This is a genomic window from Micrococcus sp. KRD026, from assembly GCF_017168445.1.
GTDB lineage: Bacteria > Actinomycetota > Actinomycetes > Actinomycetales > Micrococcaceae > Micrococcus > Micrococcus luteus.
On record NZ_JABFBA010000029.1, the window covers coordinates 91,837 to 117,529 of the forward strand.

Annotated in this window: 20 protein-coding genes; 14 read left to right on the forward strand and 6 right to left on the reverse strand. The window is 70.5% G+C overall.

Annotation, left to right across the window (positions count from 1 at the left end; translation table 11 throughout):
* Together J1M40_RS10605 and J1M40_RS10610 are read left to right on the forward strand one after the other, a co-directional pair.
* On the forward strand, positions 1-132 hold a 132-nt coding region (locus J1M40_RS10605), incomplete at its 5' end, for an integrase core domain-containing protein (protein WP_161788166.1).
* 9 nt (positions 133-141) lie between these two features.
* Positions 142-3,732, forward strand: coding sequence for a TM0106 family RecB-like putative nuclease (locus J1M40_RS10610; protein WP_070708499.1), 3,591 nt, complete (start codon positions 142-144; stop codon positions 3,730-3,732).
* Between the two features lies 1 nt (position 3,733).
* On the opposite strand, the gene J1M40_RS10615 is transcribed toward J1M40_RS10610, so the two are convergent.
* Positions 3,734-5,314, reverse strand: a complete 1,581-nt coding sequence (locus J1M40_RS10615) for an AMP-binding protein (protein WP_119217745.1) — start codon at positions 5,312-5,314, stop codon at positions 3,734-3,736.
* A gap of 196 nt (positions 5,315-5,510) precedes the next feature.
* On the opposite strand from J1M40_RS10615, the gene purB reads away from it, so the two are divergent.
* From purB to J1M40_RS10635, 4 genes are all read left to right on the forward strand, one after another.
* Positions 5,511-6,950 (forward strand): adenylosuccinate lyase, encoded by a 1,440-nt coding sequence (purB, locus tag J1M40_RS10620; RefSeq protein ID WP_060775428.1) that lies wholly within the window; start codon positions 5,511-5,513, stop codon positions 6,948-6,950.
* Between the two features lie 52 nt (positions 6,951-7,002).
* Entirely contained in the window at positions 7,003-7,878 is an 876-nt protein-coding gene (locus tag J1M40_RS10625) for a TRIC cation channel family protein (RefSeq protein ID WP_342356903.1), read from the forward strand.
* A 72-nt stretch (positions 7,879-7,950) separates the two neighbouring features.
* Positions 7,951-8,964, forward strand: coding sequence for a trimeric intracellular cation channel family protein (locus J1M40_RS10630; protein ID WP_144819562.1), 1,014 nt, complete (start codon positions 7,951-7,953; stop codon positions 8,962-8,964).
* A 67-nt stretch (positions 8,965-9,031) separates the two neighbouring features.
* Positions 9,032-10,588: a DUF1846 domain-containing protein gene (locus tag J1M40_RS10635; protein WP_002858124.1), complete on the forward strand. Its 1,557-nt coding sequence runs from the start codon at positions 9,032-9,034 to the stop codon at positions 10,586-10,588.
* 143 nt (positions 10,589-10,731) lie between these two features.
* On the opposite strand, the gene J1M40_RS10640 is transcribed toward J1M40_RS10635, so the two are convergent.
* Entirely contained in the window at positions 10,732-13,155 is a 2,424-nt protein-coding gene (locus J1M40_RS10640; protein WP_181161598.1) for a DUF3427 domain-containing protein, read from the reverse strand.
* A gap of 323 nt (positions 13,156-13,478) precedes the next feature.
* Between J1M40_RS10640 and J1M40_RS10645 the strand changes: the two genes are divergently transcribed.
* Complete coding sequence (locus J1M40_RS10645) at positions 13,479-14,045, forward strand: DinB family protein (protein WP_041104677.1); 567 nt, start codon at positions 13,479-13,481, stop codon at positions 14,043-14,045.
* 93 nt (positions 14,046-14,138) lie between these two features.
* A complete protein-coding gene (locus J1M40_RS10650; RefSeq protein ID WP_206450779.1) occupies positions 14,139-16,670 on the forward strand; it encodes an HAD-IC family P-type ATPase in 2,532 nt (843 codons plus the stop codon).
* 6 nt (positions 16,671-16,676) lie between these two features.
* On the opposite strand, the gene J1M40_RS10655 is transcribed toward J1M40_RS10650, so the two are convergent.
* Complete coding sequence (locus tag J1M40_RS10655) at positions 16,677-17,438, reverse strand: hypothetical protein (RefSeq protein ID WP_145993069.1); 762 nt, start codon at positions 17,436-17,438, stop codon at positions 16,677-16,679.
* 185 nt (positions 17,439-17,623) lie between these two features.
* Here J1M40_RS10655 and J1M40_RS10660 point away from each other — a divergent pair, with 185 nt between their 5' ends.
* Entirely contained in the window at positions 17,624-18,076 is a 453-nt protein-coding gene (locus J1M40_RS10660; protein WP_051050163.1) for an acyl-CoA thioesterase, read from the forward strand.
* A gap of 39 nt (positions 18,077-18,115) precedes the next feature.
* On the opposite strand, the gene J1M40_RS10665 is transcribed toward J1M40_RS10660, so the two are convergent.
* From J1M40_RS10665 to J1M40_RS10675, 3 genes are read right to left on the reverse strand one after another with little or no spacing between them, the layout of a single operon-like run.
* Complete coding sequence (locus tag J1M40_RS10665) at positions 18,116-18,751, reverse strand: energy-coupling factor transporter transmembrane protein EcfT (protein WP_036336646.1); 636 nt, start codon at positions 18,749-18,751, stop codon at positions 18,116-18,118.
* A complete protein-coding gene (locus J1M40_RS10670; RefSeq protein ID WP_036313854.1) occupies positions 18,751-19,512 on the reverse strand; it encodes an energy-coupling factor ABC transporter ATP-binding protein in 762 nt (253 codons plus the stop codon). Before J1M40_RS10670 ends, J1M40_RS10665 begins: the two co-directional genes overlap by 1 nt.
* Positions 19,509-20,174: a biotin transporter BioY gene (locus J1M40_RS10675; protein WP_036313851.1), complete on the reverse strand. Its 666-nt coding sequence runs from the start codon at positions 20,172-20,174 to the stop codon at positions 19,509-19,511. The genes J1M40_RS10670 and J1M40_RS10675 overlap by 4 nt, the downstream gene beginning before the upstream one ends.
* Before the next feature lie 299 nt (positions 20,175-20,473).
* Between J1M40_RS10675 and J1M40_RS10680 the strand changes: the two genes are divergently transcribed.
* From J1M40_RS10680 to J1M40_RS10700, 5 genes are all read left to right on the forward strand, one after another.
* The gene (locus tag J1M40_RS10680; protein ID WP_227448837.1) at positions 20,474-20,890 is read left to right on the forward strand and encodes an SUMF1/EgtB/PvdO family nonheme iron enzyme; all 417 of its coding nucleotides are present in this window, start codon (positions 20,474-20,476) and stop codon (positions 20,888-20,890) included.
* Positions 20,891-21,002: 112 nt separating this feature from the next.
* On the forward strand, positions 21,003-22,439 hold the full coding sequence (gene merA, locus J1M40_RS10685; protein WP_020624860.1) for a mercury(II) reductase: 1,437 nt from the start codon (positions 21,003-21,005) through the stop codon (positions 22,437-22,439).
* A 59-nt stretch (positions 22,440-22,498) separates the two neighbouring features.
* Positions 22,499-23,161: an organomercurial lyase MerB gene (merB, locus tag J1M40_RS10690; RefSeq protein WP_036336638.1), complete on the forward strand. Its 663-nt coding sequence runs from the start codon at positions 22,499-22,501 to the stop codon at positions 23,159-23,161.
* Positions 23,162-23,324: 163 nt separating this feature from the next.
* Positions 23,325-24,695 (forward strand): NAD(P)/FAD-dependent oxidoreductase, encoded by a 1,371-nt coding sequence (locus J1M40_RS10695; RefSeq protein ID WP_144819261.1) that lies wholly within the window; start codon positions 23,325-23,327, stop codon positions 24,693-24,695.
* Between the two features lie 122 nt (positions 24,696-24,817).
* A complete protein-coding gene (locus tag J1M40_RS10700) occupies positions 24,818-25,207 on the forward strand; it encodes a heavy metal-responsive transcriptional regulator (protein ID WP_036334145.1) in 390 nt (129 codons plus the stop codon).
* Positions 25,208-25,693: the final 486 nt, after the last annotated feature.

Genomic DNA, 25,693 nt, shown 5'->3' on the forward strand with positions numbered 1-25,693 from the left:
GCTCGGCGTGAGGCCCTGGCGGTGTGGGTGAACCACTACAACTACCATCGGCCTCATACCTCCTGCGGGGACGCCCCGCCAACCTCGTTGGCACCGGCCCGAGTCAACAACGTCATGCCCTCCTACATCTAGGGTGACCGCATGGTGACCTTCGCGCCGGACCGCGCCTCCTTCATGCTCAGCCCCTCGGACATCACCGCCGCCGCCACGTGTACCTATGGGTGGCTGCGCGGGACGGTGGACCCCGCGCTCGGACGTGCCCCGCGGATCGGCGCGGAGGACGCGTTCCTCGAGCGGGTCTCCCGCCTCGGGGACGAGCACGAGTCTCGCGTGCTCGCGCGCCTCGAGGCGGAGCACGGCGCGGACCAGGTGGTCCGGCTCGCCCGCCCGGAGCGCTACACGCCCGAGGGTGTGCGGGCCGCCCGCGAGCGCACCGCGGCGGCGTTGGCCGCGCGCCCCGCCGTCGTGTTCCAGGGGATGCTGCACGACGGCGCGTTCGGCGGCCTGGCCGACTTCCTCGTGCTCCGCACGGACGAGGAGCACCCCGAGGGCGCGTACGAGGTGGTGGACACGAAGCTGGCCCGGCATGCGCGCGTGACGGCGCTGCTGCAGATCGCCGCGTACGCAGACCTGCTGGACGGCATGGACGTGCCGCGGGCGCGGCAGGGCAGCCTGTGGCTCGGGGACGGTTCCCGGCACGTCGCGGACCTGGACGAGGTGATCCCGGTGTACCGGCACCAGCGCGCCCGGCTGGAGGCGCTGCTGCAGGATCACGTGGCCGCCGGGGAGCCCACTCGCTGGGGCGACGACCGCCTGAGCGTCTGCGGCGCATGCGAGGCGTGCGAGGAGGCCGTCGCCGAGCACCGGGACGTGCTGCTCACGGCGGGGGCCACGCGGTTGCAGCGCACCCGGCTGCGCGAGGCCGGCATCACGACCATCGAGCAGCTCGCGGTGTCCGTCGCACCGCCGGAGGGCATGGCCCGCCGCACGTGGGAGGCGCTGCGGGAACAGGCGGCGATCCAGCTGGAGCCGGCCGGGGCGGACGGGCTGCCGCCGCATCGGATCGTGGACCCGCGCGCCGTGGCGGGGCTGCCCGCGCCGGACGCCGGAGACGTCTTCTTCGACTTCGAGGGGGACCCGCTGTGGGTCTCCGCGGACGGGAGCATGGAGGGCCTCGAGTACCTGTGGGGCTGGGTCGAGGCGCCGGGTGGGGACACCGCGCGCACCGCCTCGGCCGACTTCCGGTTCACGGGTCTGTGGGCGGACACCCGTGCCGCCGAGCGGGCGGCGCTCGAGCAGTTCGTGGCGTTCGTGGAGGCGCGACGCGCGGCCCACCCGGGGATGCGGATCTACCACTACGCCGCGTACGAGGTCACCGCGCTGAAACGCCTGACCGTGCGCCACGGTGTGGGCGAGCGCGAGCTGGACGACTGGCTGCGCGCGGGGCTGTTCGTGGACCTCTACTCCACGGTCCGCGCCGCCCTGCGGGCCGGTGTGCCGAGCTACTCCATCAAGAAGCTGGAGCCCCTCTACATGGGGGCGGAGCACCGGGCGGAGGACGGCGTCACGACGGCGGCGGACAGCGTCACCGAGTACCACCGGTACGTCGCCGCGATGGAGGCCGGGGACACCGAGGTCGCGAGGGCGATCCGCGCCGACATCGAGGACTACAACCGGTACGACTGCGTCTCCACGGCGCGGCTGCGGGACTGGCTGCGGGCGCAGGTCGAGCCCGAGGAGGCCGCCGTCGCGGAGCGTCCCGTCGACGACGCCGCGACCGGGAACGAGCCGCTGGTCGAGGCCGCGCCGTCGGTCCAAGAGCAGGACGCGGCCCTCGCCGCCTCGCTGCAGGCGCTGGCGGGCGCCGAGAGGGACGAGGCGGGTGGGACGGGGGCCCCGGAGGCGGAGCTCGACGGCGGGCGGCGCGGTATCGCCCTGCTGGCCGCGGGGCTGGGCTACTTCGCCAGGGAGAACAAGCCGCTGTGGTGGGCTATGTTCGATCGGGCCGTGTCCGCCCCGGACGAGTGGCAGGAGCCGCGCGCGAACCTGGTGTTCGACACCGTCGAGTCGGTGGGTGCGTGGGAACGGCCCACCCCGCGGAGCAACCCCGCCCGGACGCTGACCGTGACCGGGCGCCTCGAGCCGGGCACCGAGGTCCGGCCGCGTCGGAACAGCCAGGAGAGGTTCAAGCTCAACGCCCTGTACGAGCAGCCGCCGCGCTGGGCGGAGCTGGCCCCCAACGCCGTCCGCTGGCAGAGCCGATCGCCCGTGGACGTGACCGAGGTGGAGGAGATCGCACCGGGCCGGTTCCGCGTCAGCCTGCTGCAGCGCCTCAGCACCAAGTACGAGCCGGAACCGCACGCGGAGGTGCCCATGGCGGTCTTCCACCTCAACTACGTCCGGCCCGGTGGCCTCCTCGAACGCATCCGGGAGCAGGCCGCCGAGGCCGCCCGCCGCGGCCGACTGCCGGACGGAGCGGTGTTCGACATCCTGGCGCGCCGTGCCCCGCGCACCGCGGGCCGGACCCTCGCCGCGATCGGGGCGGACGTACGAGACGGCCGGCGGGACGGCGTCGGGGGCCTGGTCGAGGCGGTCGAGTCCGCACGCGGCTCCTACGTGGCCGTGCAGGGCCCTCCCGGCACCGGCAAGACGTACGTGGGCAGCCGCGCGGTGAAGGAGCTCCTGGACCGGGGCTGGACGGTCGGCGTCACCGCCCAGTCCCACGCGGTGGTGGAGAACTTCCTCGACCAGCTGATCGGCGTCGGCGTGGACCCCGACCGCGTGGGCAAGGAGCCCAAGGACCCGGACGGACCGCACCGCTGGACGTCCCTGGGCTCATCGGAGGTCCATGCCTTCCTGGCACCGGGCCGGGTCCTGGGCGGCACCGCGTGGACCTTCGCGAACGCCGCGGCCCAGCCGGTCGACCTCCTGGTGGTGGACGAGGCAGGGCAGCTCTCCCTCGCGCACCTCCTGGGCGCGAGCGCCCTGGCCGAGACGGTGCTGCTGCTGGGTGACCCGCAGCAGCTCCCCCAGGTCAGCAGGGGCGAGCACCCCCAGCCCATCGGCGACGCGGCCCTGACCTGGATCGCGGAGGGCGCCCCCGTGCTCCGCGCCGAGCGCGGCTTCTTCCTGGACACCTCGTGGCGCATGCACTCGGCGCTCACCCGCGCGGTCTCCGAGCTCTCCTACGCCGGCCGGCTCGGCGCACGGGAGGAGGTCACGGACGCCCGCCGCCTCGACGGCGTGGAGCCCGGGCTGCACCCGTGGCCGGTCTCCCACACGGGCAACGCGGTGTCCTCGCCGGAGGAGGCCGCGGCCGTCGTCGAGATCATCCGGTCACTGCTCGGCCGCACCTGGTCCACCGGCCCGGACGACCCCGGCCGACCGCTCGAGCCGTCCGACGTGATCGTGGTGGCCCCGTACAACGCGCAGGTCGCCACGGTCCGGGAGACGCTCGACGCCGCCGGTCTCGAGGGCACCACCGTCGGCACCGTGGACAAGTTCCAGGGCCGGGAGGCCGCCGTCGCGATCCTGACGATGGCGGCGTCCTCACCGCAGGAGGTGCCGCGCGGGCTGGACTTCCTCCTGAACCGGAACCGGCTCAACGTGTCGATCTCGCGCGGACAGTGGGCCGCCTACCTCGTCCACTCCCCCGCCCTCGCGGACGCGCTGCCCACCAGCCCCGAGGACCTGCCGATGATCGGCGCGTTCCTGCGGCTCGTGCACCGCTGACTCAGTCGGCGGCACCCTGGCGCAGCACGAACCGCTGCAGCTTGCCGGAGGGGGTCTTGGGCAGCCGGTCCACGAAGTGCACCCGGCGCGGGTAGGCGTGCTTGGAGTACTCGTCGCGGACCTTCGCCTGCAGCTCGGCCGCCAGGGCGTCCGGGTCCGCGACGGCCCCGGCGGGCACCACGAACGCCACGACCTCCTCGCCGCGCACCCCCTCCGGGTCCGGCAGGCCGACGACGGCGACCTCCTGCACCCGCGGGTGGTCGATGAGCACGGACTCCACGTCGAACGGGCCGATCCGGTACCCGGCGGCGAGGATCACGTCGTCGTCCCGGGAGGAGAAGAAGAACCAGCCGTCGTCGTCCTGCCGGGCGGTGTCCCCGGTCAGGTACCAGCGCCCGTCCGGGGTGAAGCGCTCCGCGGTCTTCTCCGGCTCCCCGAGGTAGCCGGGGAACCAGAACAGGGGCGAGGCCGCGTCGATCGCGATCTGCCCGTCCCGGATCTCGGCGGCGATCCCCGGCAGGGGCACACCCATCGAACCCGGGCGGGGCGGCGCGGCCAGCTCGGGGTGCGCAGGGGTGCAGATGACCATGCCCAGCTCGGTCTGGCCGTAGTGGTCGCGGATCTCCGTGCCGAGGGCCGCCCGGCCCCACTCGAGCACGGACGGCGGCAGCGGCTCCCCCGCCGTGGACACGCGCCGCAGCCGCAGCGGGGCGTCCTCGGTGACCTCCCCGGCCTTGGCCAGCGCGCGGAACATCGTGGGGGCGCCGGCGAGGTTCGTGACGTCCTGCGAGCTGATCACCTCGACCATGGTCGCCGGGGAGAAGGCGCCGCGGTACTGCACCGAGGTCGCCCCGAGCACCAGCGTGCCGACGATCCCGTAGTACAGCCCGTACGCCCAGCCGTGGTCGGCCGCGTTCCAGAACAGGTCCTCGGGGCGCAGGTCCACCGCGCACGTGAGGTAGACGGCGAACGCGGCGGCCGCGCGCAGCGGCACAGGCACCCCCTTGGGGCGGCCGGTGGTGCCGGAGGTGAACAGCAGGGCGATCGGCCCGTCCCCGCCGACGGCGACGTCCTCGGCCAGCGGCGCGGAGTCCGCGAGCGCGTCCCACTCCGGGCCGGTGCGGATGATCTCGATGCCCGGGATGTCCGTGAGCTTCTCGGCCTGGCGGGGTTCGGCGACGACAAGCCGCGCCGCCGCGCCCTCGATGCGCATCCGGGCGGCGCCCGCGGCGAACGCGGTGAACAGCGGCACGTGCACGGCGCCGAGCCGCCACAGGGCCAGCAGCGTGATGACGAGCTCCTCCCGTTTGGACATCATCACGGGGACCCGGTCGCCGCGCGTGACGCCGCGGGCGGCGAGGCCGGTGGCGAGGCGACGCGAGCGGTCGGCCAGCTCGCCGAAGGTGAGGTCGACGGCGGACATGTCCTCCGCCACGAACCGGAACGCCACCGCGTCGGCCGGCCAGCGGTCGCAGAGCAGGTGGGCGGCGCAGGCGTCCGGGGTCTCGACGTCGGCGACCCACCCGGCCATCAGCCGGTCGATCGTCCCGGCCTCGCTGGCCTGCCCGGTCCGTTCCGTCATCTCGGTCTCCTCATCCCTCTCGGCACGCCGACGCTGGGCGACGGCGACGTCAGCCACGGTAGGTCCGCCGCGCCCCGGGCCACCGGGCGCGTCCGCATGTTGCACTCGATGTTGCACTCGCCACCCCGTCGCGGTCGAGGACGGACCCGGTCGTCGCCTTCGTCGGGCGTCCGCGGCGCCTGCCAGAATGGGGGCCATGACCTCGCAGCCCGCGCCCGCGTCCACCGCCCACCGCCGTTCCCTCGCCGAGGCCGGCATCGCCCTCGGCCCCCTGGACGGCCGCTACCGCGCGGCGGTGGAGCCGCTCGTGGAGCACCTGTCCGAGGCGGCGTTGAACCGCAACCGCATCCACGTGGAGGTCGAGTGGTTCATCCACCTGGCCGAGCACCGCGTGCTGCCGGGTCTCGAGCCGCTCACGGCCGAGCAGCAGGCGGGCCTGCGGGCGATCGTCACGGACTTCGACGCGGAGTCCGTGGCCGAGCTGGCGGCTACCGAGAAGGTCACGGTGCACGACGTGAAGGCCGTCGAGTACTTCATCGCCGACCGCCTCGAGGGGCTGGGCCTGGGCCGGCTGAAGCCGCTCGTGCACTTCGCGTGCACCTCCGAGGACATCAACAACCTCGCCTACGCGGTGGGCGTGCGCGACGCCGTCGAGCAGGTCTGGCTGCCGGCCGCCCGCGCCGCCGTGGCCACCGTCTCCGCGATGGCCGCCGAGGCCGCCGAGACCCCCATGCTCTCCCGCACGCACGGCCAGCCGGCCACGCCCACCACGCTGGGCAAGGAGATGGCCGTGTTCGTGCACCGTCTGACCCGTCAGACCCGGCGCATCGCCGGCCAGGAGTACCTGGGCAAGATCAACGGCGCCACCGGCACCTACGCCGCCCACCTCGCCGCCGCCCCGGACGCGGACTGGCCGGCCCTGTCCCGGTCCTTCGTGGAGCACCTCGGCCTCACCTGGAACCCGCTGACCACCCAGATCGAGTCCCACGACTGGCAGGCGGAGCTGTACGCCGACGTCGCGCGCTTCAACCGGATCCTCCACGGCTTCTGCGTGGACGTGTGGAGCTACATCTCCATCGGCTACTTCGCGCAGATCCCCGTGGCCGGTGCGACCGGCTCCTCCACCATGCCGCACAAGGTGAACCCGATCCGCTTCGAGAACGCCGAGGCCAACCTCGAGCTCTCCTGCGCCCTGCTCGACTCGCTGGGCGCCACCCTCGTGGAGTCCCGTTGGCAGCGCGACCTCACGGACTCGACGTCGCAGCGCAACATCGGCGTGGCCCTCGGCCACTCGGTGCTCGCCCTGACCAACGTCACCAAGGGCATGGGCCAGCTCCAGGTCGCCGCGCCCGTACTGGCGGAGGACCTCGACACGAACTGGGAGGTGCTCGGCGAGGCCGTCCAGACCGTGATGCGTGCCGAGGCGATCGCCGGCGTCGAGGGCATGGACAACCCCTACGAGCGCCTCAAGGAGCTGACCCGCGGCCACCGCGTGGACGGGGCGCGCATGCGCGAGTTCGTGCAGGGCCTCGGCCTGTCGGAGGCGGCCCAGGCGCGCCTGCTGGAGCTGACCCCGGCCGGGTACACCGGCGTGGCGGCGGAGCTGGCCAAGGAGTTCGGCCCCGCGCAGGACTGACCCGGGCCGCCTGACGGGGGACGATGGGCGGGTGCTGCTTCCACTTCTCCCCGTGTGGCTGCTGTCCGCCGCCCCCAAGGACCCCGCCGAACTCGAACGGGACGTGCCCGAGCCGATCGACGCGCACGGCGAGCTCGCCGACGCGATCACCGCGGCGATCACCGCCGTGGACCTCGTGGGCGTGTTCTTCTTCGCGATCTCGGGCGCCGTCCTCGCCGTGCGCAAGGGCTACGACATCGTCGGCTCCCTGCTGCTGGCCCTCATGGTGGGCACGGGCGGCGGCGTCGTCCGTGACCTCGTGGTCGGCCGGGACGTGCCCGCGGCCTTCGACAATCCCTGGTACCTGATCCTGCCCGCGGTCGCGTCCCTGGCGGTGTTCCTCCGCATCTTCGACGGCGAGCGCGGCCACCACGCCGTCATGGCCTTCGACGCCATCGGCCTGGCCGTGTACTGCGTGGTGGGCACGCGCATCGCCCTGCTCGCCGGCCTGAGCCCGGTCGCCGCCGCGGTGCTGGGCCTGGTGACCGCCGTCGGCGGCGGCATCCTGCGCGACGTCGTCGCCGGGGAACCGCCCGCCGTGTTCGGCGGGCGCGGCTGGTACGCGCTGCCGGCCATCCTCGGCGCGGGCACGACGGCGGCCCTCGGCCAGGCGGAGCTCCTCGGCCCGCTGACCTCGGCGGCGGTGATGGTGCTCGTGCTGGTGCTGCGCGTGGTGTCGCTGCGCAGGGAGTGGCTCGCCCCGGGGGCCGAGATCTCGGGGGCGACCCAGCGCCAGCGCCTGGATCCCCATGACGAGCCGCCCGTGCCGGACATCCGCGACCGCAAGGGCAGGGACGGGCCGCCCGCCGACCCCGGCGAGGACGGCCCCCCGGCGAACGAGGAGACGCCCGGGGCCGGCGAGGACGGCCCCCCGGGGACACCCGGGTGAACAAACGAGCCACCACGCGGGCCGCACGGGACAATCGCCGGTGAATCCCCGGACCCGACGGAAGGAGCCGCCGTGGACGTGCAGCAGTTCTTCGCCACCCTCACCAACGTCCCGTGGCTGCTCACCGCCCTGGACCTGATCGGGATCTTCTTCTTCGCCACCTCGGGGGCGCTGCTGGCGGCCCGCAAGCAGTTCGACCTGGTGGGCTCGATGGCGCTGTCCCTGCTGGCCGGGCTGGGCGGCGGCTTCACCCGGGACATCCTGCTGGACCGCGGCCTGCCCGCGTCCCTGGAGAACCCGGTCTACCTGGCCCCGCCGGTGCTCGTCTCCCTGCTCGTGTACGTCAAGCTGATCCACCCGAATCGGCTGAACCTGACCATCACCCTGTTCGACGCCGCCGGGCTCGCCCTGTTCACGGTGTCCGGCGTCCTGCTGGCGCACTCGATGGGCGTGCACCCGGTGTCCACGGTGGTGATCGCGATGGTCACGGCGCTGGGCGGCGGCGTGCTGCGGGACATCGTCGCCAACGAGGTGCCGTCCATCTTCGACCCCCGCGGCGTGTACGTGCTCCCCACGTTCCTGGGCGCGGTGCTGGCGACCGTGGTGGCGATGAACGGCGCGCTCAACACGTTCACCGGCTTCCTCATCGCGTTCCTGATCTTCGCGGTGCGGATGATCGCCTACCGCTACCAGTGGCGGTTCTTCGGCGCGGAGATCTCCCAGGACAAGGAGTCCCTCGAGCGTCTGCGGCGCCTGGCCACGCAGGCGCAGGAGGCGGCCGCCCGCCGGGTGGAGCGCACCCTCGAGCGCCGGCTGCGCTCCCCCGGCGCCCCCGCCTTCCCCGACGACGACACGCACGGGTCCTACGGCCCGCGGCAGGAGTACGAGGACCAGGTGCGGGTGGACGACTACGACCCGCAGACCCAGACGATCACCGTCGTCGACCCCGCCTCACACCAGCAGGTGCGCCTGGACCGCGGCACCGGCGTCATGGACGTCACCGACCTGCGCACCGGGCGCACGCGCAGCTTCGACGACCCCGAGCACGATTGGATCGCGGACGACCCGGAGGACCCGAGGGGCTGAGGGATGCGGTGGGCCCGACGCCGGGCCGCGCACGCGCACCCCGCGGACGGGTCTATGCTGAGAGTCCATGACCGGCACGCATGAGACCGCCCGCCCCGCCAGCACGACTACGGAGGCCGCGGCCTCCGGCCCCCTCCACCGCGTCGGATTCGACCGCGCGAAGTACATCGAGCTCCAGTCCCAGCACATCCAGGAACGCCGGCGCCAGATCGGCGGGAAGCTGTACCTGGAGATGGGCGGCAAGCTCTTCGACGACCTGCACGCCTCCCGCGTCCTGCCCGGCTTCACCCCGGACAACAAGATCGCGATGCTCGACCGCATCAAGGACGAGACCGAGATCCTGGTGTGCTTCAACGCCAAGGACCTCGAGCGGAACAAGGTCCGCGCGGACCTGGGCATCACGTACGAGGACGACGTCCTGCGCCTCGTGGACGTGTTCCGGGAGCGCGGGTTCCTGGTGGAGCACGTGGTGGTCACGCAGCTGGAGGACGCCAACCACCGTGCGCTGGCGTTCCTCGAGAAGCTCGAGCGCCTCGGCCTGAAGGTGGCCCGCCACCGCGTGATCCCCGGCTACCCCCACGCCATGTCCACGATCGTCTCGGAGCAGGGCTTCGGCGCCAACGAGTGGTCCGAGACCACGCGGGACCTCGTCGTCGTGACGGCCCCCGGCCCGGGCTCCGGCAAGCTGGCGACGTGCCTGAGCCAGGTGTACAACGATCGGCAGCGGGGCATCCCGGCCGGCTACGCGAAGTTCGAGACGTTCCCCATCTGGAACCTGCCGCTCGAGCACCCGGTGAACGCCGCCTACGAGGCCGCCACCGTGGACCTGGACGACATCAACCTGATCGACCCGTTCCACCTGGCCGAGTACGGCGAGCGGGTGACGAGCTACAACCGCGACGTCGAGGTGTTCCCGCTGCTGTCCGCGCTGCTGGAGAAGGTCACGGGCACCACCCCGTACAAGTCCCCCACGGACATGGGCGTGAACATGGCCGGCGCGGCGATCGTGGACGACGAGGTGTGCCAGGAGGCCGCGAAGCAGGAGATCATCCGGCGCTACTACAAGGCTCAGGTCAACGAGGCTCTGGAGGGCGCGGACGACACCGAGTCCGAGCGCGTGGCCCTGGTGATGTCCAAGCTGGGTCTGAGCTCGGAGGACCGCCCGGTGGTGGGTGCCGCACAGTTGGTGGCCGAGCGCACCGGTGAGCCCGGCGCGGCCGTGCAGCTGGCGGACGGCACCCTGGTGACCGGCAAGACCTCGGAGCTGCTGGGCTGCTCCGCCGCGGTGCTGCTTAACGCCCTCAAGGTGCTGGCCGGCATCGAGGACGACGTGCACCTGCTCTCCCCCGCCTCGATCGAGCCGATCCAGACGCTCAAGACCGTGCACCTGGGCTCCAAGAACCCGCGGCTGCACACGGACGAGGTGCTGATCGCGCTGTCCGTGTCCGCGGCGACCGACGAGAACGCGAAGGCGGCCGTCGAGCAGCTGGCGAGCCTCGAGGGCTGCGACGTGCACACGACGACGATCCTCGGCTCCGTGGACGAGGGCATCTTCCGGTCCCTGGGGATGCTCGTGACGAGCGAGCCGAAGTTCCAGAAGAAGGGGCTCTACCGGAAGCGGTGACGGTGGGCCCGGATCTCGAACGCCTCCGTTTGAGATCCGGGCGACTCCCGGGCCGTTTCCGTTCGGGATCCGGACACCTCCGGAAAACTCGCGCCCGCGCCTATCGCGCACGACGACCGTCACACTCGACGCCCACTCCCTCCCTAGCTAGCGGCCCTCGCTTCCTGGTACGCCGAGGTAGGCATCTCGCGATCCAGTGCCCAAGTGATCTGCATCGGCCGTTCTGTGCCCGACCAATCCGCGAACTGCACCGTTCCCAGACACAGATAGGCAGCACCCTCTCCAATCGCATCCCTACCCGACCCTCGAACAAACATTAGGGTGTGCGACTCGCCGTGCTCCTTGCTGAGGTAGCGCTGGCCCGTGGGGGAGCGAGCGGTCGTGACGTTCTGACTCTCCCAGTGGAATGCGGACCGGCTGACGGCAAAGTCGCGGTACATCGTGCTGGGTGAGAACTGCCGAGCATCCTTTTTAAGGGTCACGAGGAGAGCATCGGTGTTGTAGTCCGGGGAGAAGGCCACGCCTTCCCGGTGACTCGACTGCGTGCGCTCCCACGATGAGATGTCCAGGCCGGCCAGAATCTCCGTCCGTCGATAGTGTGCATGGCTACGGAGGGCCGTCGGCTTCCCCAACCGCAGGTGCTCGGGAGCGGTCCGGGCGCTCGACACGACGACGTCGAGCAACTGGTCGACCTCCTCCACGAATGCGGGCAACCCCCGAACCCAGTCGAAAGCTTCGTCGAAATCGGAAAATGGGGCTGGCCCCGCCCCATGCAAGAGGGTGAAATACAGCATGCGCGCGTACTGCTGATCCTGCGGAGTCAGCTCTTCATAGCGTGTATTATTTGTGAGCAACCGGCGGTACGCATCGGCCCGCTCGGCATCGTCCACGTGGCGCAGCGTGATAGCACGGAGGGTCATCCCACGGTCGTCGGGAGTCATGATGACCCCGAGGTGGTTACCCATCGCGAGGTCTTTGACGGTACTCCAGCTCCGTCCCGATTTTCCTGGCCGGTACACGTCCTCCAGCCCACGGCCGGCCTCCTCGAGGTACCGCGCCAGCGCATAGTCGGCAAGTCCGACGCGCGCCGCAGTGGCGTGGTCCCGCACATCCCTGACTAGGTCCGACAGTTTCAAACCCACCTGATTCTTGAGATTGGCCAGGATGTTTTCCTCCGCCACCCGGTCCAACACGATCTGCGATCCCGGCGGGAGGTAGGGGAATCCTGCCTCAACGTCGTCGATCAACTGGCGCCGACCACTGCCCGTCAGCGCGCGCAGTTTGAGGTCGAAACGGAATTCTTTGCGCTGATGGCCCACAAAATCTAGCGCTGTCAGCACGCTCTTGGTGGGAGAGCGGCGGAGCCCTCGTCCGAGCTGCTGGAGGAAGATCGTGGCACTCTGCGTCGGTCGAAGAAAAAGGACCGTGTTGACCTCAGGGATGTCGAGCCCCTCATTGAACACATCGACGCCGAAGAGCACCTTCAGGGTCCCAGCACGGAGGTCTCTGAAGGCAGCGGCTCGTTCTTCTGACCCGGTGTCCCCCACCACCACGGCCGCCGGGACCTTCGCGCGGTTGAACACCTCGGCCATAAAGTGAGCATGGTCCACCGTGGCACAGAACCCCAGGGCCTTCATGGCATCGAGGTCAGATACCTTGTCGCTGAGCGCCGCCAGAATCTTCCGAGCACGGGCCTCGTCGCCGGTGTAGATCCGACCCAGTGCACCCACGTCGTACTGGCCATTACGCCATTCGATTCCTCGAAGGTCGACGTCGTCGTTCACGGCGAAGTAGTGGAAGGGCACAAGAATGTCCGCCTCAAGCGCGTCCCAGAGGCGCATTTCGGAGGCAATGCGTCCTTCAAACAGGTCCTTGACGTTGACCCCATCGGCGCGTTCCGGTGTCGCCGTCAGACCGAGGACCTCGCGTGGCCTGAGATGGCGGAGGAGTGCCTCGTAGGAACTCGCAGAGGCGTGATGAAACTCGTCGATGACGACGACATCGAACAGGTCCGGAGACAACGTGGCGACACCTAGCCGAGCCAAGGACTGAACGGACGCAAACACGTGCTTCCACTGCGACGGATGCTCTCCCCCGACGAACAGCTCCCCGAAGGTGCCGTCGTTCAAAATGGCGCGGTAGGTCTTCCGGGCCTGGCGCAAAATCTCTTCCCGGTGCGCCACAAAGAGAAGAGTTGGGGGCGAACCGGCACGCAGTGCCATGTCCCGGTAGTCAAGGCCAGCTATCACCGTCTTGCCCGTGCCGGTGGCCGCGACGAGCAGGTTGCGGTGATGACCACGCGCGCGCTCAGCGTTGAGGTCATCAAGCATCCTCGCCTGGTGCGGATACGGGTGTACGTCCAGACCGCTGAGGTCGATGCGGTCCCCGCGGTCTGTGAATGATCCCTGTCGCAGTTCGCGGTCGAGGCGCTCGGCGTCCCGCTCCGGGTCGTAGGGCTCAAACGCCGGGTCGGCCCAGTACGTGTCGAACGTGGCCTGGAACTTCCTGACTAGTGATGGAGTCGCGATGGAGGACAACCGGACATTCCACTCCAAACCGTCCAGCATCGCGGCCTTGGATAGGTTGGATGATCCAACGTAAGTGAGCCGCCCCCTTCATTCGGTCCGGACGTTCTGTGAGTCGTCGGTTTCCATTTGATGGGTGCACTGCCGAGCGTACTCGGCTGGGGTTAGGGCGTGTTGCTAAAGGGTAGTAGTCAGCCAATGCAGTGTCGCGGCGAGGCAGAGCCCGGCGTGATAGCTCCGGGCGTACTTGTCCGAGCGCATCGCGATTCCTCGCCACTGTTTGAGCCGGTTGCTCCCGGGCGCCCCCGCCCCCGGACGCGCCGTTTCCCGAACGAAAACGCGAGGTGGGGCGTAGCCTGGCCGCCATGACCACCGTGTTCTACGACGACCAGGGCCGCCCCGAGCCGCCCTTCGCCGCGGGCGAGGCCGCCACCCTGCTGGGCTTCCTCGACTTCCTGCGCGCCACGATCGAGTGGAAGACGGCGGACCTGGACACGGCCGCGCTGCACCGCCGCCTGCCGGGGCACCCGTCCGCGATGACGCTCGGCGGCCTGCTCAAGCACCTCGCGTTCGTCGAGTTCTGGTGGTTCGAGGCCGTCGCCCTCGGCGAGCCCACCTCGACGCCCTGGGTGGGCGCGGACTTCGACGCGGACCCCGACTGGGACTGGCACAGCGCGGCGCAGGACTCCGCGGCGGACCTGCGCGCCCTCTGGCAGGGCCAGGTGGAGCGGTCCCGGCAGATCGTGGTGGACCTGCTCGCGGCGGACGGCGACGACGGCGCCGCGGCCCTGGCCCGCGCCCACCGGATCCGGGAGGGGCGGGACCCGGTCTCGCTGCGGTGGATCCTCACCCACATGATCGAGGAGTACGGCCGCCACGCCGGCCACGCCGACCTGCTGCGCGAGGGGATCGACGGCCAGGCCGGCGAGTGAGCCCGCCCCACCCGCGGTCCCGCCTGCGGTCGCACCCGGGTTCATCCCCTCGTCGGATGCCCGGCCCCACGCCGGCTGGGTAGATTCTGTGCCATGGCCTCCCCCTCCCCTGCGTCCGCGCACCCGTCCGCCCCCGAGAGCGGGACGGGCCTGGGGTTCACCGGCGCGGCGGGGATCACCGGGCTCACCGCCGCCGAGGTCGCCGAGCGGGAGGCCGCGGGCCTGGTCAACGTCCAGTCGCGGGACACGTCCCGCTCGCTGGGGCAGATCCTGCGCGTGCACGTGTTCACGCTGTTCAACCTGGCGATCGCGCTGTGCGCCGTCGTCGTGATCCTGATGGGCCGCTGGCTGGACCTGCTGTTCTCGCTGGCGGCCGTGGCCAACGTGGTGATCGGCGTGGTCCAGGAGTACTCGGCCAAGCGGAAGCTGGACCGGATCGCGCTGCTGCACCAGGACGACGTCGTCGTCATCCGGGACGGGGCGCGCGTGCCCCTGCCGATGGCGCGGATCGTGCGGGACGACGTCGTGGTGCTGCGCCGCGGCGACCAGGTGCCCGTGGACGGCGAGGTCCTCGTCTCGGACGGCCTGGACATGGACGAGGCGCTGCTCACCGGGGAGAACGACCCCGTGCCCAAGACCCCCGGGGACGCCGTGCTCTCGGGCTCGGCCGTCGTGGCCGGCGCGGGCCTGGTGCGCGCGACGGCGGTGGGCTCGGCCTCGCACGCGGCCCGGCTCAGCGCCGAGGCCCGCCGCTACTCCGCCATCCACTCGGAGCTGCGCGGCGCCCTGGAGAAGGTGGCCCGCTGGCTGACGATCGCCCTGGTGCCGATCATCGCGGTGATCGTGCACGGCCAGATGACGGCGGTCGGCGGCTGGTCCCTCGCCCTCTCCCAGCCGCGCGAGGCCGCCCTGGAGCCCGCGCTGATCGCGTCCGTGGCGGCGGTGACCAGCATGATCCCGCAGGGCCTGGCGCTCATGACGACCATCGCGTTCGCCGTGTCCGCGCTCAAGCTGGCCCAGCAGGAGGTCCTCATCCAGGAGCAGCCCGCCGTGGAGGTCCTGGCCCGCGTGGACACCGTCTGCCTGGACAAGACCGGCACCCTCACCGAGGGCGGCGTCCGGTTCGACCGGCTCACCGCGCCCGCCTCGGCGGACGCGTCCCCGGACGCCCACGACGACGGCGCCCCGGCCGAGGTCGGCGACGGGGCTCGGGCCGTGCTCGCCTGGTTCGGCGCGGACCCGGACGTGAACCCCACCGCGGCGGCCCTGCGCGAGCCCTTCACGGCCGTCCCGGCCGTGGACCCCGCGGCCCAGGTGGCGTTCTCCTCCGCGCGCCGGTGGTCGGCGGTCGCGTTCGGCCCGGAGGCCGGGGCCGCGGCCGGCACGTGGCTGCTCGGCGCGCCCGAGGCCCTCGTGGACGAGCGGCTCCTGGGCCCCGACGCCGCCGAGGCCGTCCGCGCCCAGGTCCACGCCGACGCGGACGCCGGCCGCCGCGTGCTGCTGCTGGCCCGCACGGACGCGCCCCTGATCGGGGATGCGCTGCCCGCCGGAGGCGTCCCGGTCGCCGTCGTGACGTTCCGCGAGAACGTGCGCCCGGACGCCGCCGAGACCCTCGACTACTTCCACGCGCAGGGCGTGCGGACCGTGGTGATCTCCGGGGACAGCCCGCGCACCGTGGCCGCCGTGGCCCGCGAGGTGGGCCTCGAGGTGGCGGGTCAGGCCTACGACGGGCGCACCCTGCCGGACGAGCCCGGGGAGCTCGCCGACGTGATGGCCGAGCACAGCGTGTTCGGCCGCGTCAGCCCGGACCAGAAGAAGGCGATGGTCCAGGCGCTGCAGTCCCGCGGGCACGTGGTGGCCATGACCGGCGACGGGGTGAACGACGCCCTGGCCCTGAAGACCGCGGACCTGGGCATCGCCATGGGCAACGCCGCCCCGGCCACCAAGGCGGTGTCCCGGATGGTGCTGCTGGACGGGCGCTTCGACCGCCTGCCGCGCGTGCTCGGCGAGGGCCGCCAGGTGATCGCGAACATGGAGCGGCTCGCCCACATCTACCTGACGAAGACGACGTACGCGCTGCTGTTCGGCGTGGTGTTCTCCCTGTTCGCGTGGCAGTTCCCACTGCTGCCGCGGCAGGCCTCCACGGTGGACTTCATCATGATCGGCGCGCCCACGTTCTTCCTCGCCCTGCTGCCGAACCCGCGCCGCTACGTGCCCGGGTTCCTGGGGCGGGCCCTGCGGTTCGCGATCCCCTCGGGCGCCGTGATCGTGCTGTCCATGGTGGCCTTGCACGCGTACGTGCGCCTCACCGCCGGCGACGTCGACCTGGCCCGCCAGCAGGCCGCGTTCATGATCACCCTGACCCTGCTGGGCCTGTGGGTGCTCAGCGTGATGTCCCGGCCGCTGAGCGCGCGCGTGGTGCTGCTGATCCTGGCGATGTACGCGGTGCTGGCCGCCGTCGTGCTGGTACCGGCCTCCCGCTGGTACCACCAGATGGAGGTCCCGCCCACGGACGTGCTCGTGGCCGCGCTGGTCATCGCCGTGCTCGGGTGCGGGCTGATCGAGGTCATCCACCAGGTGCACCGCCGCCACGTGGCGAGGGTGCTGGCCGCCGCCGGGGCGTGAGACCCCTCAGCCGCGGGCGCGGCGCACCGCCGCCCGGTAGTCGCGCCACTCCCACACCAGCACGACGACGGCGACCAGCAGGTACGCGACGTCCCACGCGCTGAGCCGCTCCCCGGCCACCACACCCGGGAGACGGGCGGCCAGGATGAGCACCACGAACACGGTGACCGCCCAGGCCCGCCGGCGGGACGCGGCGACCCGGTCCTTCTGGAAGCCCGCGGCGTACAACTCCGGGGAGCCGAGCTCCTCGGCCAGCGGGCGCCCGGCCGCGGCCCCCCGCGCCCGCGCGTCACGGACGATCTCGGCCACCCGCGCGTCGGGCAGGTCCTTGCGCAGCCGCAGGACGCCGGCGAGGCGGCGGGCCCACGCGTCGTCGTCGAGGGCGGCGGGGGGCTCCCCCACGGGCCGGCGGGCCGCCGGGAGCAGCCGGTGCGCGAGCCAGGCGAGGGCCGCGCAGACCGGGGCGACGGCGAGCAGCCAGAGCGTGCTCCCGGTGAACAGGTGCGTCTGCGCGTTCACCTCGACGAGCCACCAGGCGAGCACCAGTACGAAGGCCAGGAGGGCGACGGCGGCCACCAGCGTGGCAGCCAGCCGCGGGACGCGGGCGAGGAGCCGCTCCCAGAGCACCATCACCGCCACCCCGGCCACACCCATGAGCACCGGGGACAGCAGCAGCCCCCACGTGTAGTCGGTGGTGAGCCCGTCGCGGAGCAGCCAGACCAGGCAGAACAGGACGGCGACGCCGGCGGCGACCGTGAAGCCGAGCACCGGCACATCGCGCCAGGTGGCGTCGGGTGTGGCGGGGTCGGGGTGGGGGCGGATGGTCGTCGGTCGGGTCCCTCCTGTGTGCTCCGTTGCGGATCCCTGTCGGCGACCCTACGGCCTGGTCGAGCGCATCTCCGCATCGGGCGCCCTCCCTCGTGCCGGCGTCGGCGTCGCTCTACCGTGGGGCCATGGACTCCACGCTCTTCACCCGTTCGGCCGACCGCGCCGCCCACGACGACGTCAACTTCCGCACCCGCAAGTGGGTCAAGCCGGAGGACCTCAACGCGAACAACACCCTCTTCGGCGGCTCGCTGCTGCGCTGGGTCGACGAGGAGGCGGCCATCTACGCGACCCTGCAGCTGGGCAACCCGCGGTGCGTGACGAAGCTGATCTCGGAGATCAACTTCCTGGCCTCGGCGAAGCAGGGCGACATGATCGAGATGGGCCTGCGCGCCACCGAGTTCGGGCGCACGTCCCTGAGCATGCGGGCGAAGGTGCGGAACATCGTGACCGGCGAGATGATCCTGACCATCGACAAGATCGTGTTCGTGTCCCTGGGCGAGGACGGCAAGCCCGTGCCCCACGGCTTCACCGAGATCACCTACGACCGCGACCGCCTGCCCCTGGACAACCCCCTCTGAGCCGGCCCGCCGCCCCACGCGGTCCGGGGGCGGGCGGCTCTAGTCGATGCCGCGGGCGGCCAGGGCGTCCCCGACGTCGTCCGCGTGCTTGAAGCTGAGCACCAGCAGCGGCAGCGCCCAGGCCCACGGCGCCATCCGCACCCCGCGGGCGGCCTGCGCATGCCGGATCTGCTCGGCCAGGGCGCGCAGGTGCCCGATCGAGGAGAGCACCAGGCCCATCGCCAGGCCCACGCGGTCGGCGCGGAACCCCGCCCGCGCCAGGCGCGGCCCCGCCCACGGGATCCGCTCGACCGGCCGCAGCACCGCCTCGGCCACCCCGGTCATGTCCGCGATCCGGGTGGTGCGCGTCAACACCTGCGCGGTGAGCACGAGCCCGAGCACGCGCGCCACCATGAGTCCGGCGGCGAACGCGTCGGTGAAGATCCACTGCGCCGCGAACAGGACCACGTAGAACAGCCACAGAGCGCGCAGGTCGGAGGCGATCATCGCCGCCCCGCGCCGCAGCCCGAAGCCCACGAGATACGCGGTTACGGCGCCCACGACGGCGGCGCCCGCGGTCCACAGGGACAGTGGCAGCAGGGTCAGGGCCAACACCCACACCGCGAACAGGCCCGTCTTGAGGCCGGCGCGGGCGTGGTGCAGGGGCGAGTCGCCGTGGATGTACAGGGAGAGCATCAGCGCAGCTCCGCCGCCACGGCGTGATCCAGGAAGTGCTCGTACGCCTCGACCACGTCCTCGGCCGGGCCGGTCCGCTCCACACGGCCGCCGTGGACCCACACGGCCTCGTCGCATGCACGGGCCAGCTCGAGGTCGTGGGTCACCAGCAGCAGCTGGAACCCGTCCGGGGCGGAGGGGTCGGCGGCCAGCAGCCGGTCGGCCACGATCCGCCGGTGCCGGCCGTCCAGCAGGGAGGTCGGCTCGTCGGCGATCACCAGGGACGGCCCGGTGGTCATCACCGAGCACATCGCCAGCCGCTGCGCCTGCCCCGAAGACAGGGACAGGCACGCCCGGTCCGCGAGCGCGGTGAGCCGGTGCTCCTGGAGCGCCGCGGCCACGCGCGCGGCGACGTCGTCCTTGGTCAGGCGGCGGCCGGCGTCGTCCCTGAGCGACTTCACGGTCAGCTCCACGTCCTCCCGGACGGTGGGCATGACCATCTGCGCGGCCGGGTTCGCGAACACGAAGCCGACGGTGCGGCGCAGCGCCTTCACGTCCCGGACGGCGTCCACCCCGTGCACGGTCACCTCCCCGGCGACGACGTCGGCCAGCCCGGCGATCGCGCGGGCCAGCGTGGACTTGCCGGAGCCGTTCTCCCCGATCACCGCCACACGCGGGGCGGTGAGGGTGAGGTCCACGCCGTCGAGGAGCACGACGACGCCCTCGGGGCCATCGGCCTCGACGCGGACGCCCGTGAGGGTGACGGAACGGTCCGGGCTCATCGGAAGGCGCGGGGGTAGGCCTTCCACAGGCCGACGACGAGGATGACGGACACGACGAGCTTGAGCAGGTCACCGGGCACGAACGGGGCCATGGAGAGGACGGCGGCGCCGAACTCCATCCCGGCGATCCCGACGAAGCCGAGCACGCCGAAGAAGTAGACCATCACGACGCCACCGATCAGCCCGGCGACGGCCGCCCCGAGCGCGACCCGTCCGGCGCCGAGGCCGGGCCGGGCCCGGGAGGTGAGGGCCCAGAAGATCAGGCCGACGATCAGCGCGGACGGGATCCAGCCGAGGATGAAGCCGGCCGTCGGGCCGGCGAACACGCCCAGGCCGCCGCGGCCGCCGCTGAGCAGCGGCAGGCCGAGCGCCACGAGGCCGGCGAACAGCGCCATCGAGGCGGCCCCGCGCCACGGGCCGAGGATCACACCGGCCAGGATCACGGCGATGTTCTGCAGCACGATCGGGGCGGGCACACCGGCGACGGCGATCGGCGGCACCAGACCGAGGACGGCCATCAACGCGGTCATGACGGCGATGCGCGCGAGGCTGCCGCCGGCGGAACCGCGACGGGGGCGGCCGGCGTCGGTGGGGCGGTCCGCCGTCGTGGTGGCCGCGGGGCGGACGTGGCCGTCGTGGGACGAGGGCACGGAAGTGCTCATGGAGGGACTCCTGGTGCGGAAGCGAGTGCGAGGGGGCGCTCAGCCGAGGCGCGGGGCGCATGGCGAGTGCCCGACGAGTTGAACAGTGTTCAGGAGTCTACTGCAGGGGCGGAGGTGTGGGCGGCCGGGGTGCGCTCCCGGGCGATGGTGCGCGGAGTGACGCTGTCGAGATGCAGCGAAGATTTCACAAACGCGCAAATATGTTTCATGCGACCATGAGTCACTTAGGTATTGACATTTGAACCTTGATCGACTAGGGGTCATAGTTCTCCAGTCAGCCCGTGTGCGACGCTGACACCATGAACCAGCCCTCCATGGCCACCCTGTCTTCGGGAAAAATCACCCTGCGCGACGCCCGCCGCGGGACCACACGGGATGTGGAACTGGAGCCCTTCGAGATGGCAGTGCACCCCCTCCATGACCGGAGCACCGGACGCCCGCTCACGCCTCTGACATGGTTCGAGACCATCAACCTCTGCAACGAGCTATCCAATGCCGAAGAGCTGCAGCCGGCCTACACGCGTGCTGGGGACGGACGCTCCGTTACCTGGAACACGAGCGCTGACGGGTACCGATTGCCCACCGAGGCCGAGTGGGAGTACGCCTGCCGCGCCGGAACGACCTCGCCCGCCTACGGGCCGCTTGAAGACATCGCCTGGACCGGCCTCGACCACCTCGAGGGCCCCCAGCCCGTCGTCCGTTCAGAGAACCCTTGACCTTCCCCCGTAGGGGAAGGTGCAGACTGAAGATCAACCACTGGAAAACCAGCCATCAGCTTCTGCCGTCACGCAATGAACCGGTGCCCGATGGCAGTGTAGGGAGATTCGCATGAACGAGGCAGTACCGCATTTCGATCTGGCGATCATCGGTTCCGGTGGTGGCGCGTTCGCTGCCGCGATCAGGGCAACGAACCTCGACAAACGGGTCGTCATGATCGAACGCGGGACCGTGGGCGGGACCTGCGTGAACACCGGATGCATCCCCTCCAAGGCTCTGCTCGCCGCAGCCGAGGCACGCCACACCGCCCAGGACGCCGGCAGGTTCCCCGGCCTCACCGCCACCGCGGGACCCGTGGACATGGAAGCACTCATCGCGGGAAAGCGCGCCTTGGTGGAGAACGTGCGCTCCGATAAGTACGTGGACCTCGTCGCGGACTACGGGTGGGAGCTGCGCCACGGCAATGCTGTATTCACCGGCACCGCCGCGGACCCTGCGCTGGAGGTCACCGCGCAGGACGGGACCAGGGAGACGATCACGGCCGCCCACTATCTGGTCGCGACCGGCTCCACCCCGTGGGCCGCACCGATCAATGGTCTGGACACGGTCGATTACCTGACATCGACCACGGCCATGGAACTCGACGAGGTACCCGAGTCCTTGCTGGTCATCGGCGGCGGGTACGTCGCCCTGGAACAGGCCCAACTCTTCGCCCGCCTCGGCTCGAAGGTCACCATGCTGGTGCGCTCTCGCCTGGCATCGGGTGAGGAACCCGAAGCATCCAGGGCATTGATGAGCGTCTTCGCCAACGAGGGCATCCGGGTCATCCGCCGCTCCACCGTCTCCTCCATCACCCAGGACACGGACGGCGGCATTGCCGCCCAGGCCGACATCGCCGGCGGGCGCGAAACCCTCCGGGCCTCCAAGGTCCTCATCGCCACGGGTCGGCGCCCGGTCACCGACGGGCTAAACCTGGCCGGGGTGAGCGTGAAGACCGGGGACAAGGGGGAAGTCGTCGTCGAGGACACCCTGGTGAGCTCTAACCCACGCGTTTGGGCTGCGGGGGACGTGACCGGGCACCCCGAATACGTGTACGTCGCCGCATCCCACGGCACCCTGATGGTCGACAACGCCTTCAGCGACGCCGGCCGCGCCGTGGACTACAGCCACCTGCCCCGCGTCACGTTCACCAGCCCTAACCTCGCGGTTGTCGGCATGACCGACAAGCAGGCAAGAGACGCCGGGATCAGGTGCGAATGCCGGGTTGTACCGCTGGAATACATACCCCGCGCCGTGGTGAACCGGGACACCCGCGGATTCATCAAGATGGTCGCAGACGCCGACACCGGCAGGATCGTCGGTATCACCGCCGTCGCGAAGGAAGCCGGCGACCTCGCTGCAACAGGCGTGTACATCCTGCAGGCCGGGATGACCGTCGATCAGGTCGCGAACCTCTGGAGCCCGTACCTGACCATGGCCGAGGGCATCAAGATCGTTGCCCAGTCCTTCAAGACGGATGTCTCCAAACTTTCCTGCTGCGCCGCCTGAACACCTGAACCACCGATCGCCGAACACTGACACACCATGCCTTGAAAGGAACGACCGCGATGAACAACATCAGCGAGGTCACTGACCGGCTTGCGTCCAACGAGACGGGGATGGAGCCCTGGCTGTGGATGCCCCTACTGAAACTCCTCGCCCTGGGCGACCCGGTCGACGTGAGCGACCTCGCCGCGGCGACCGGCCGTGCCGGGGAGGAAGTCCGCACTGCCCTCAAGGCGATGGGCGACACGGAGTACGACGGGTCCGGGCGGATCATCGGGCAGGGCCTGACGCAGCGCCCCACGCAGCACCGGTTCGAGGTAAACGGTGAGCAACTCTACACCTGGTGCGCGCTGGACACCCTGATCTTCCCGACCCTGCTGGGCGCATCCGCGCGTATCGAATCCTCACATCAGGCCACAGGCACCCCGGTACGGGTGGCTGTCACAGCGATGGGTGTCACCAGCGTGGAGCCGGCCACCGCCGTGGTGTCCCTGGTGAACCCGGAGGACATCAGCTCCGTCCGCTCATCGTTCTGCAACCAGGTCCACTTCTTCGCCTCACCCGACGACGCAGCGCCCTGGCTCGAAACCCACCCCGGCGGCACCATCATGCCTGTCAAAGAGGCCTACGAACTCGGATCCTCCATGGCTGAGAAGATGCTCACCCACACACCAGGACCCGCCACCGACCAGGTAAGCAACGGCGTCCAAAGCTGCGCCTGCTGAACCAACCGACCACCCACCACTACCCGCCGGACCACCACTGGCAACTGGAGGGCTTGCACGGGTTCAGTACCGGTGCAGGAGGCGGGCCGGGGCCGGTGCGAGATGTTGACGAAGGACCGGAAAGAGCCGGGAAAGATCCGCTGAATCTGAAGGAGAAATTCTCATGAGTGAACATTTCGATGTTGCCGTCCTCGGTCTGGGCCCAGGCGGGGAGGTCGCGGCCGACCGGCTTCTGAAAGCCGGGAAGAACGTCGTGGTCTTCGAGCGGGAACTAATCGGCGGGGAATGCGCCTACTGGGCGTGTATCCCTTCCAAGACCGTCCTGCGGCCGCCGGAAGCGCGCACGGAAGTTCAACGGGCCGCCGGTGTCTCCGGCGCCGAACTGGACTGGGCTGCCACTGCAAAGTACCGGGACTACATGATCCGGAACCTCGATGACCAGGCACAGGTCGACGGGTACATCAAAGAGGGCGCCGTGGTGATCAAGGACGAAGCTCGGATTACCGGACCGGGCCGGATCCAGGCTGGAGACCGCGAGATCACAGCCGAGCACATCATTATCGCCACCGGCTCCGACGCCGTGATCCCACCGTTGGACGGCATCGACCAGATCACGGCCTGGACGAACCGTGAAACCTACACCACCAGCACGCTCCCCGAGCGGGCGGTCATCATCGGCGGCAGCGCCGTCGGCGTGGAAACCGCGACGTTCCTGGCCCGCTTCGGAGTGGCCATCACCCTGATCCACTGCGGCGAGAGGTTACTGGACCGCGAAGGGCCCCGGGTGGGGGAACTTGCCCACCAGTACCTGCAGGAGGCCGGCATCGACATCCGGCTGGCCACCTCCGCCGTCCAGGCGCGGCGCGAGGGAGCCGACAGCATCATCGAGCTTCAGACACGCGACGGCGATCCAGCCGGTGAGGTGGCAGCAGACGTCGTGATCTTCGGTACCGGCCGCACACCACGCACCGAAGGACTCGGCTTCGAACACGCTGGCGTAACCCTCGGCGACCACGGAGAAATCCAGATCGACGACCACTGCCGCGCCGGCGAAAACACGTGGGCCATCGGCGACGTCACCGGCATCATGCCTTTCACCCACGTCGCGAAGTACCAAGGCCGGATCGCCGCCGACGCCATCCTCGGCCGACCCCACCCGGCCACCTACGACGGCATACCGCGTGTCGTATTCACCGACCCCGAAATCGCCGGCGCCGGACTAACCCAGGAACAGGCAACGAAGCAGGGCATCCGCACCATCGCCACGGAACTGGACCTCGCCGACGCCATCGCCCGACCCTGGACCTACGAGCAGGACCCCCGCGGGCACCTCGGCCTACTCGCCGACGCCGACCGGAAGATCCTCATCGGAGCCTGGGCCGTCGGCCCCATGGCCGGAGAGTGGATCCACCACGCCTCCCTCGCCATCCGCACGCAACTGCCGATCGACACGCTCCTGGACCAGGTCGCCCAATTCCCGACCTACCACGAGGCCTTCCAGGTCGCCCTCGAACAACTCGACCTCACCCCCTAACCGGGTCGAGAAACGTACAGGCGGGAGCACGAAGGAATTGGCACACCACAAAGACCCCCATCACCTTCGTGATCTTCCAGCAAAATGGAAGATTACGGAGTCTTTCGAGAACGAGGTGAAGCATGCGTATCGGTGAAGTAGCGGCGGCCTCCGGCGTGACGACCAAGGCCTTGAGGTTTTACGAGGAGCGAGGGCTCCTGCCGCAGGCCGACCGAGCCACCAACGGCTACCGCGACTATCCAGAGGACACGATCGTCAGGCTTGAATTCATCCGGCGCAGCCAAGTTGCCGGCCTCACTCTGGCCGAAATCCTCGACATCCTCCAAATCCGGGATGCTGGCACGGCGCCGTGCGGCCACGTGCGTGATCAGCTTGCCGAGCACCTGACGAACCTGGACAGGCACATCGCCGAACTCACCGCGCTCAGAGAAACCGTTGCCGGCCTTCACGGAACCGCGGCGGCCGGCGACCCCGCTCAGTGCAATGCCGAAGTCATCTGTAGCTACCTTTGATCATCGGCACATCCACAACCAGACGTTTCAACGGAATCACTCAGCGACGACGGACCGCAATCCATAAGCCGCACCGCCGGCAGACGTAAGCCGCGCCATCCGCCAACGCGTGCAACCTGCTCAACGGCAGACGCCGCCCACAGCACGAACAGTGCGCACTGGTGTCGCTGGTTTGGACCATTGTCCATCGTAAGACCGACTCTTCAACCACAGGCCCTCTAGGGCGGGGTCTAGGATTTCACGACAAAACGTTTGTTGCGCCAGGGGTGCCTATGAAACCCGCCGTCAGCCGGACGTAGAACCTGTCGTCTGCGGAAAGCTCAGATCCGATCACCCACCTGATTAGCAGGCCTTAAAGCGTAGTTGAGTCCCGCATAGTGGTGTAGCGCCCGGTGGTCGGGCGTGTCGTCTCAGACGTGGACGCGGCCACCGTGTGATCCGTCGAGTCAACCTTCCACAGAATCCTCGAATGGAGTCATCACGATG

Coding starts and splice junctions, on each gene's coding strand:
- J1M40_RS10640 (WP_181161598.1), bottom strand. CDS start 13,155: ATGCTGGACGGTTTGGAGTGGAATGTCCGGTTGTCCTCCATCGCGACT.
- J1M40_RS10635 (WP_002858124.1), top strand. CDS start 9,032: ATGACCGGCACGCATGAGACCGCCCGCCCCGCCAGCACGACTACGGAG.
- merB (WP_036336638.1), top strand. CDS start 22,499: ATGAACAACATCAGCGAGGTCACTGACCGGCTTGCGTCCAACGAGACG.
- J1M40_RS10675 (WP_036313851.1), bottom strand. CDS start 20,174: ATGAGCACTTCCGTGCCCTCGTCCCACGACGGCCACGTCCGCCCCGCG.
- J1M40_RS10610 (WP_070708499.1), top strand. CDS start 142: ATGGTGACCTTCGCGCCGGACCGCGCCTCCTTCATGCTCAGCCCCTCG.
- J1M40_RS10700 (WP_036334145.1), top strand. CDS start 24,818: ATGCGTATCGGTGAAGTAGCGGCGGCCTCCGGCGTGACGACCAAGGCC.
- J1M40_RS10665 (WP_036336646.1), bottom strand. CDS start 18,751: ATGCTCTCCCTGTACATCCACGGCGACTCGCCCCTGCACCACGCCCGC.
- J1M40_RS10660 (WP_051050163.1), top strand. CDS start 17,624: ATGGACTCCACGCTCTTCACCCGTTCGGCCGACCGCGCCGCCCACGAC.
- J1M40_RS10650 (WP_206450779.1), top strand. CDS start 14,139: ATGGCCTCCCCCTCCCCTGCGTCCGCGCACCCGTCCGCCCCCGAGAGC.
- purB (WP_060775428.1), top strand. CDS start 5,511: ATGACCTCGCAGCCCGCGCCCGCGTCCACCGCCCACCGCCGTTCCCTC.
- J1M40_RS10645 (WP_041104677.1), top strand. CDS start 13,479: ATGACCACCGTGTTCTACGACGACCAGGGCCGCCCCGAGCCGCCCTTC.
- J1M40_RS10695 (WP_144819261.1), top strand. CDS start 23,325: ATGAGTGAACATTTCGATGTTGCCGTCCTCGGTCTGGGCCCAGGCGGG.
- J1M40_RS10670 (WP_036313854.1), bottom strand. CDS start 19,512: ATGAGCCCGGACCGTTCCGTCACCCTCACGGGCGTCCGCGTCGAGGCC.
- J1M40_RS10680 (WP_227448837.1), top strand. CDS start 20,474: ATGAACCAGCCCTCCATGGCCACCCTGTCTTCGGGAAAAATCACCCTG.
- merA (WP_020624860.1), top strand. CDS start 21,003: ATGAACGAGGCAGTACCGCATTTCGATCTGGCGATCATCGGTTCCGGT.
- J1M40_RS10615 (WP_119217745.1), bottom strand. CDS start 5,314: ATGACGGAACGGACCGGGCAGGCCAGCGAGGCCGGGACGATCGACCGG.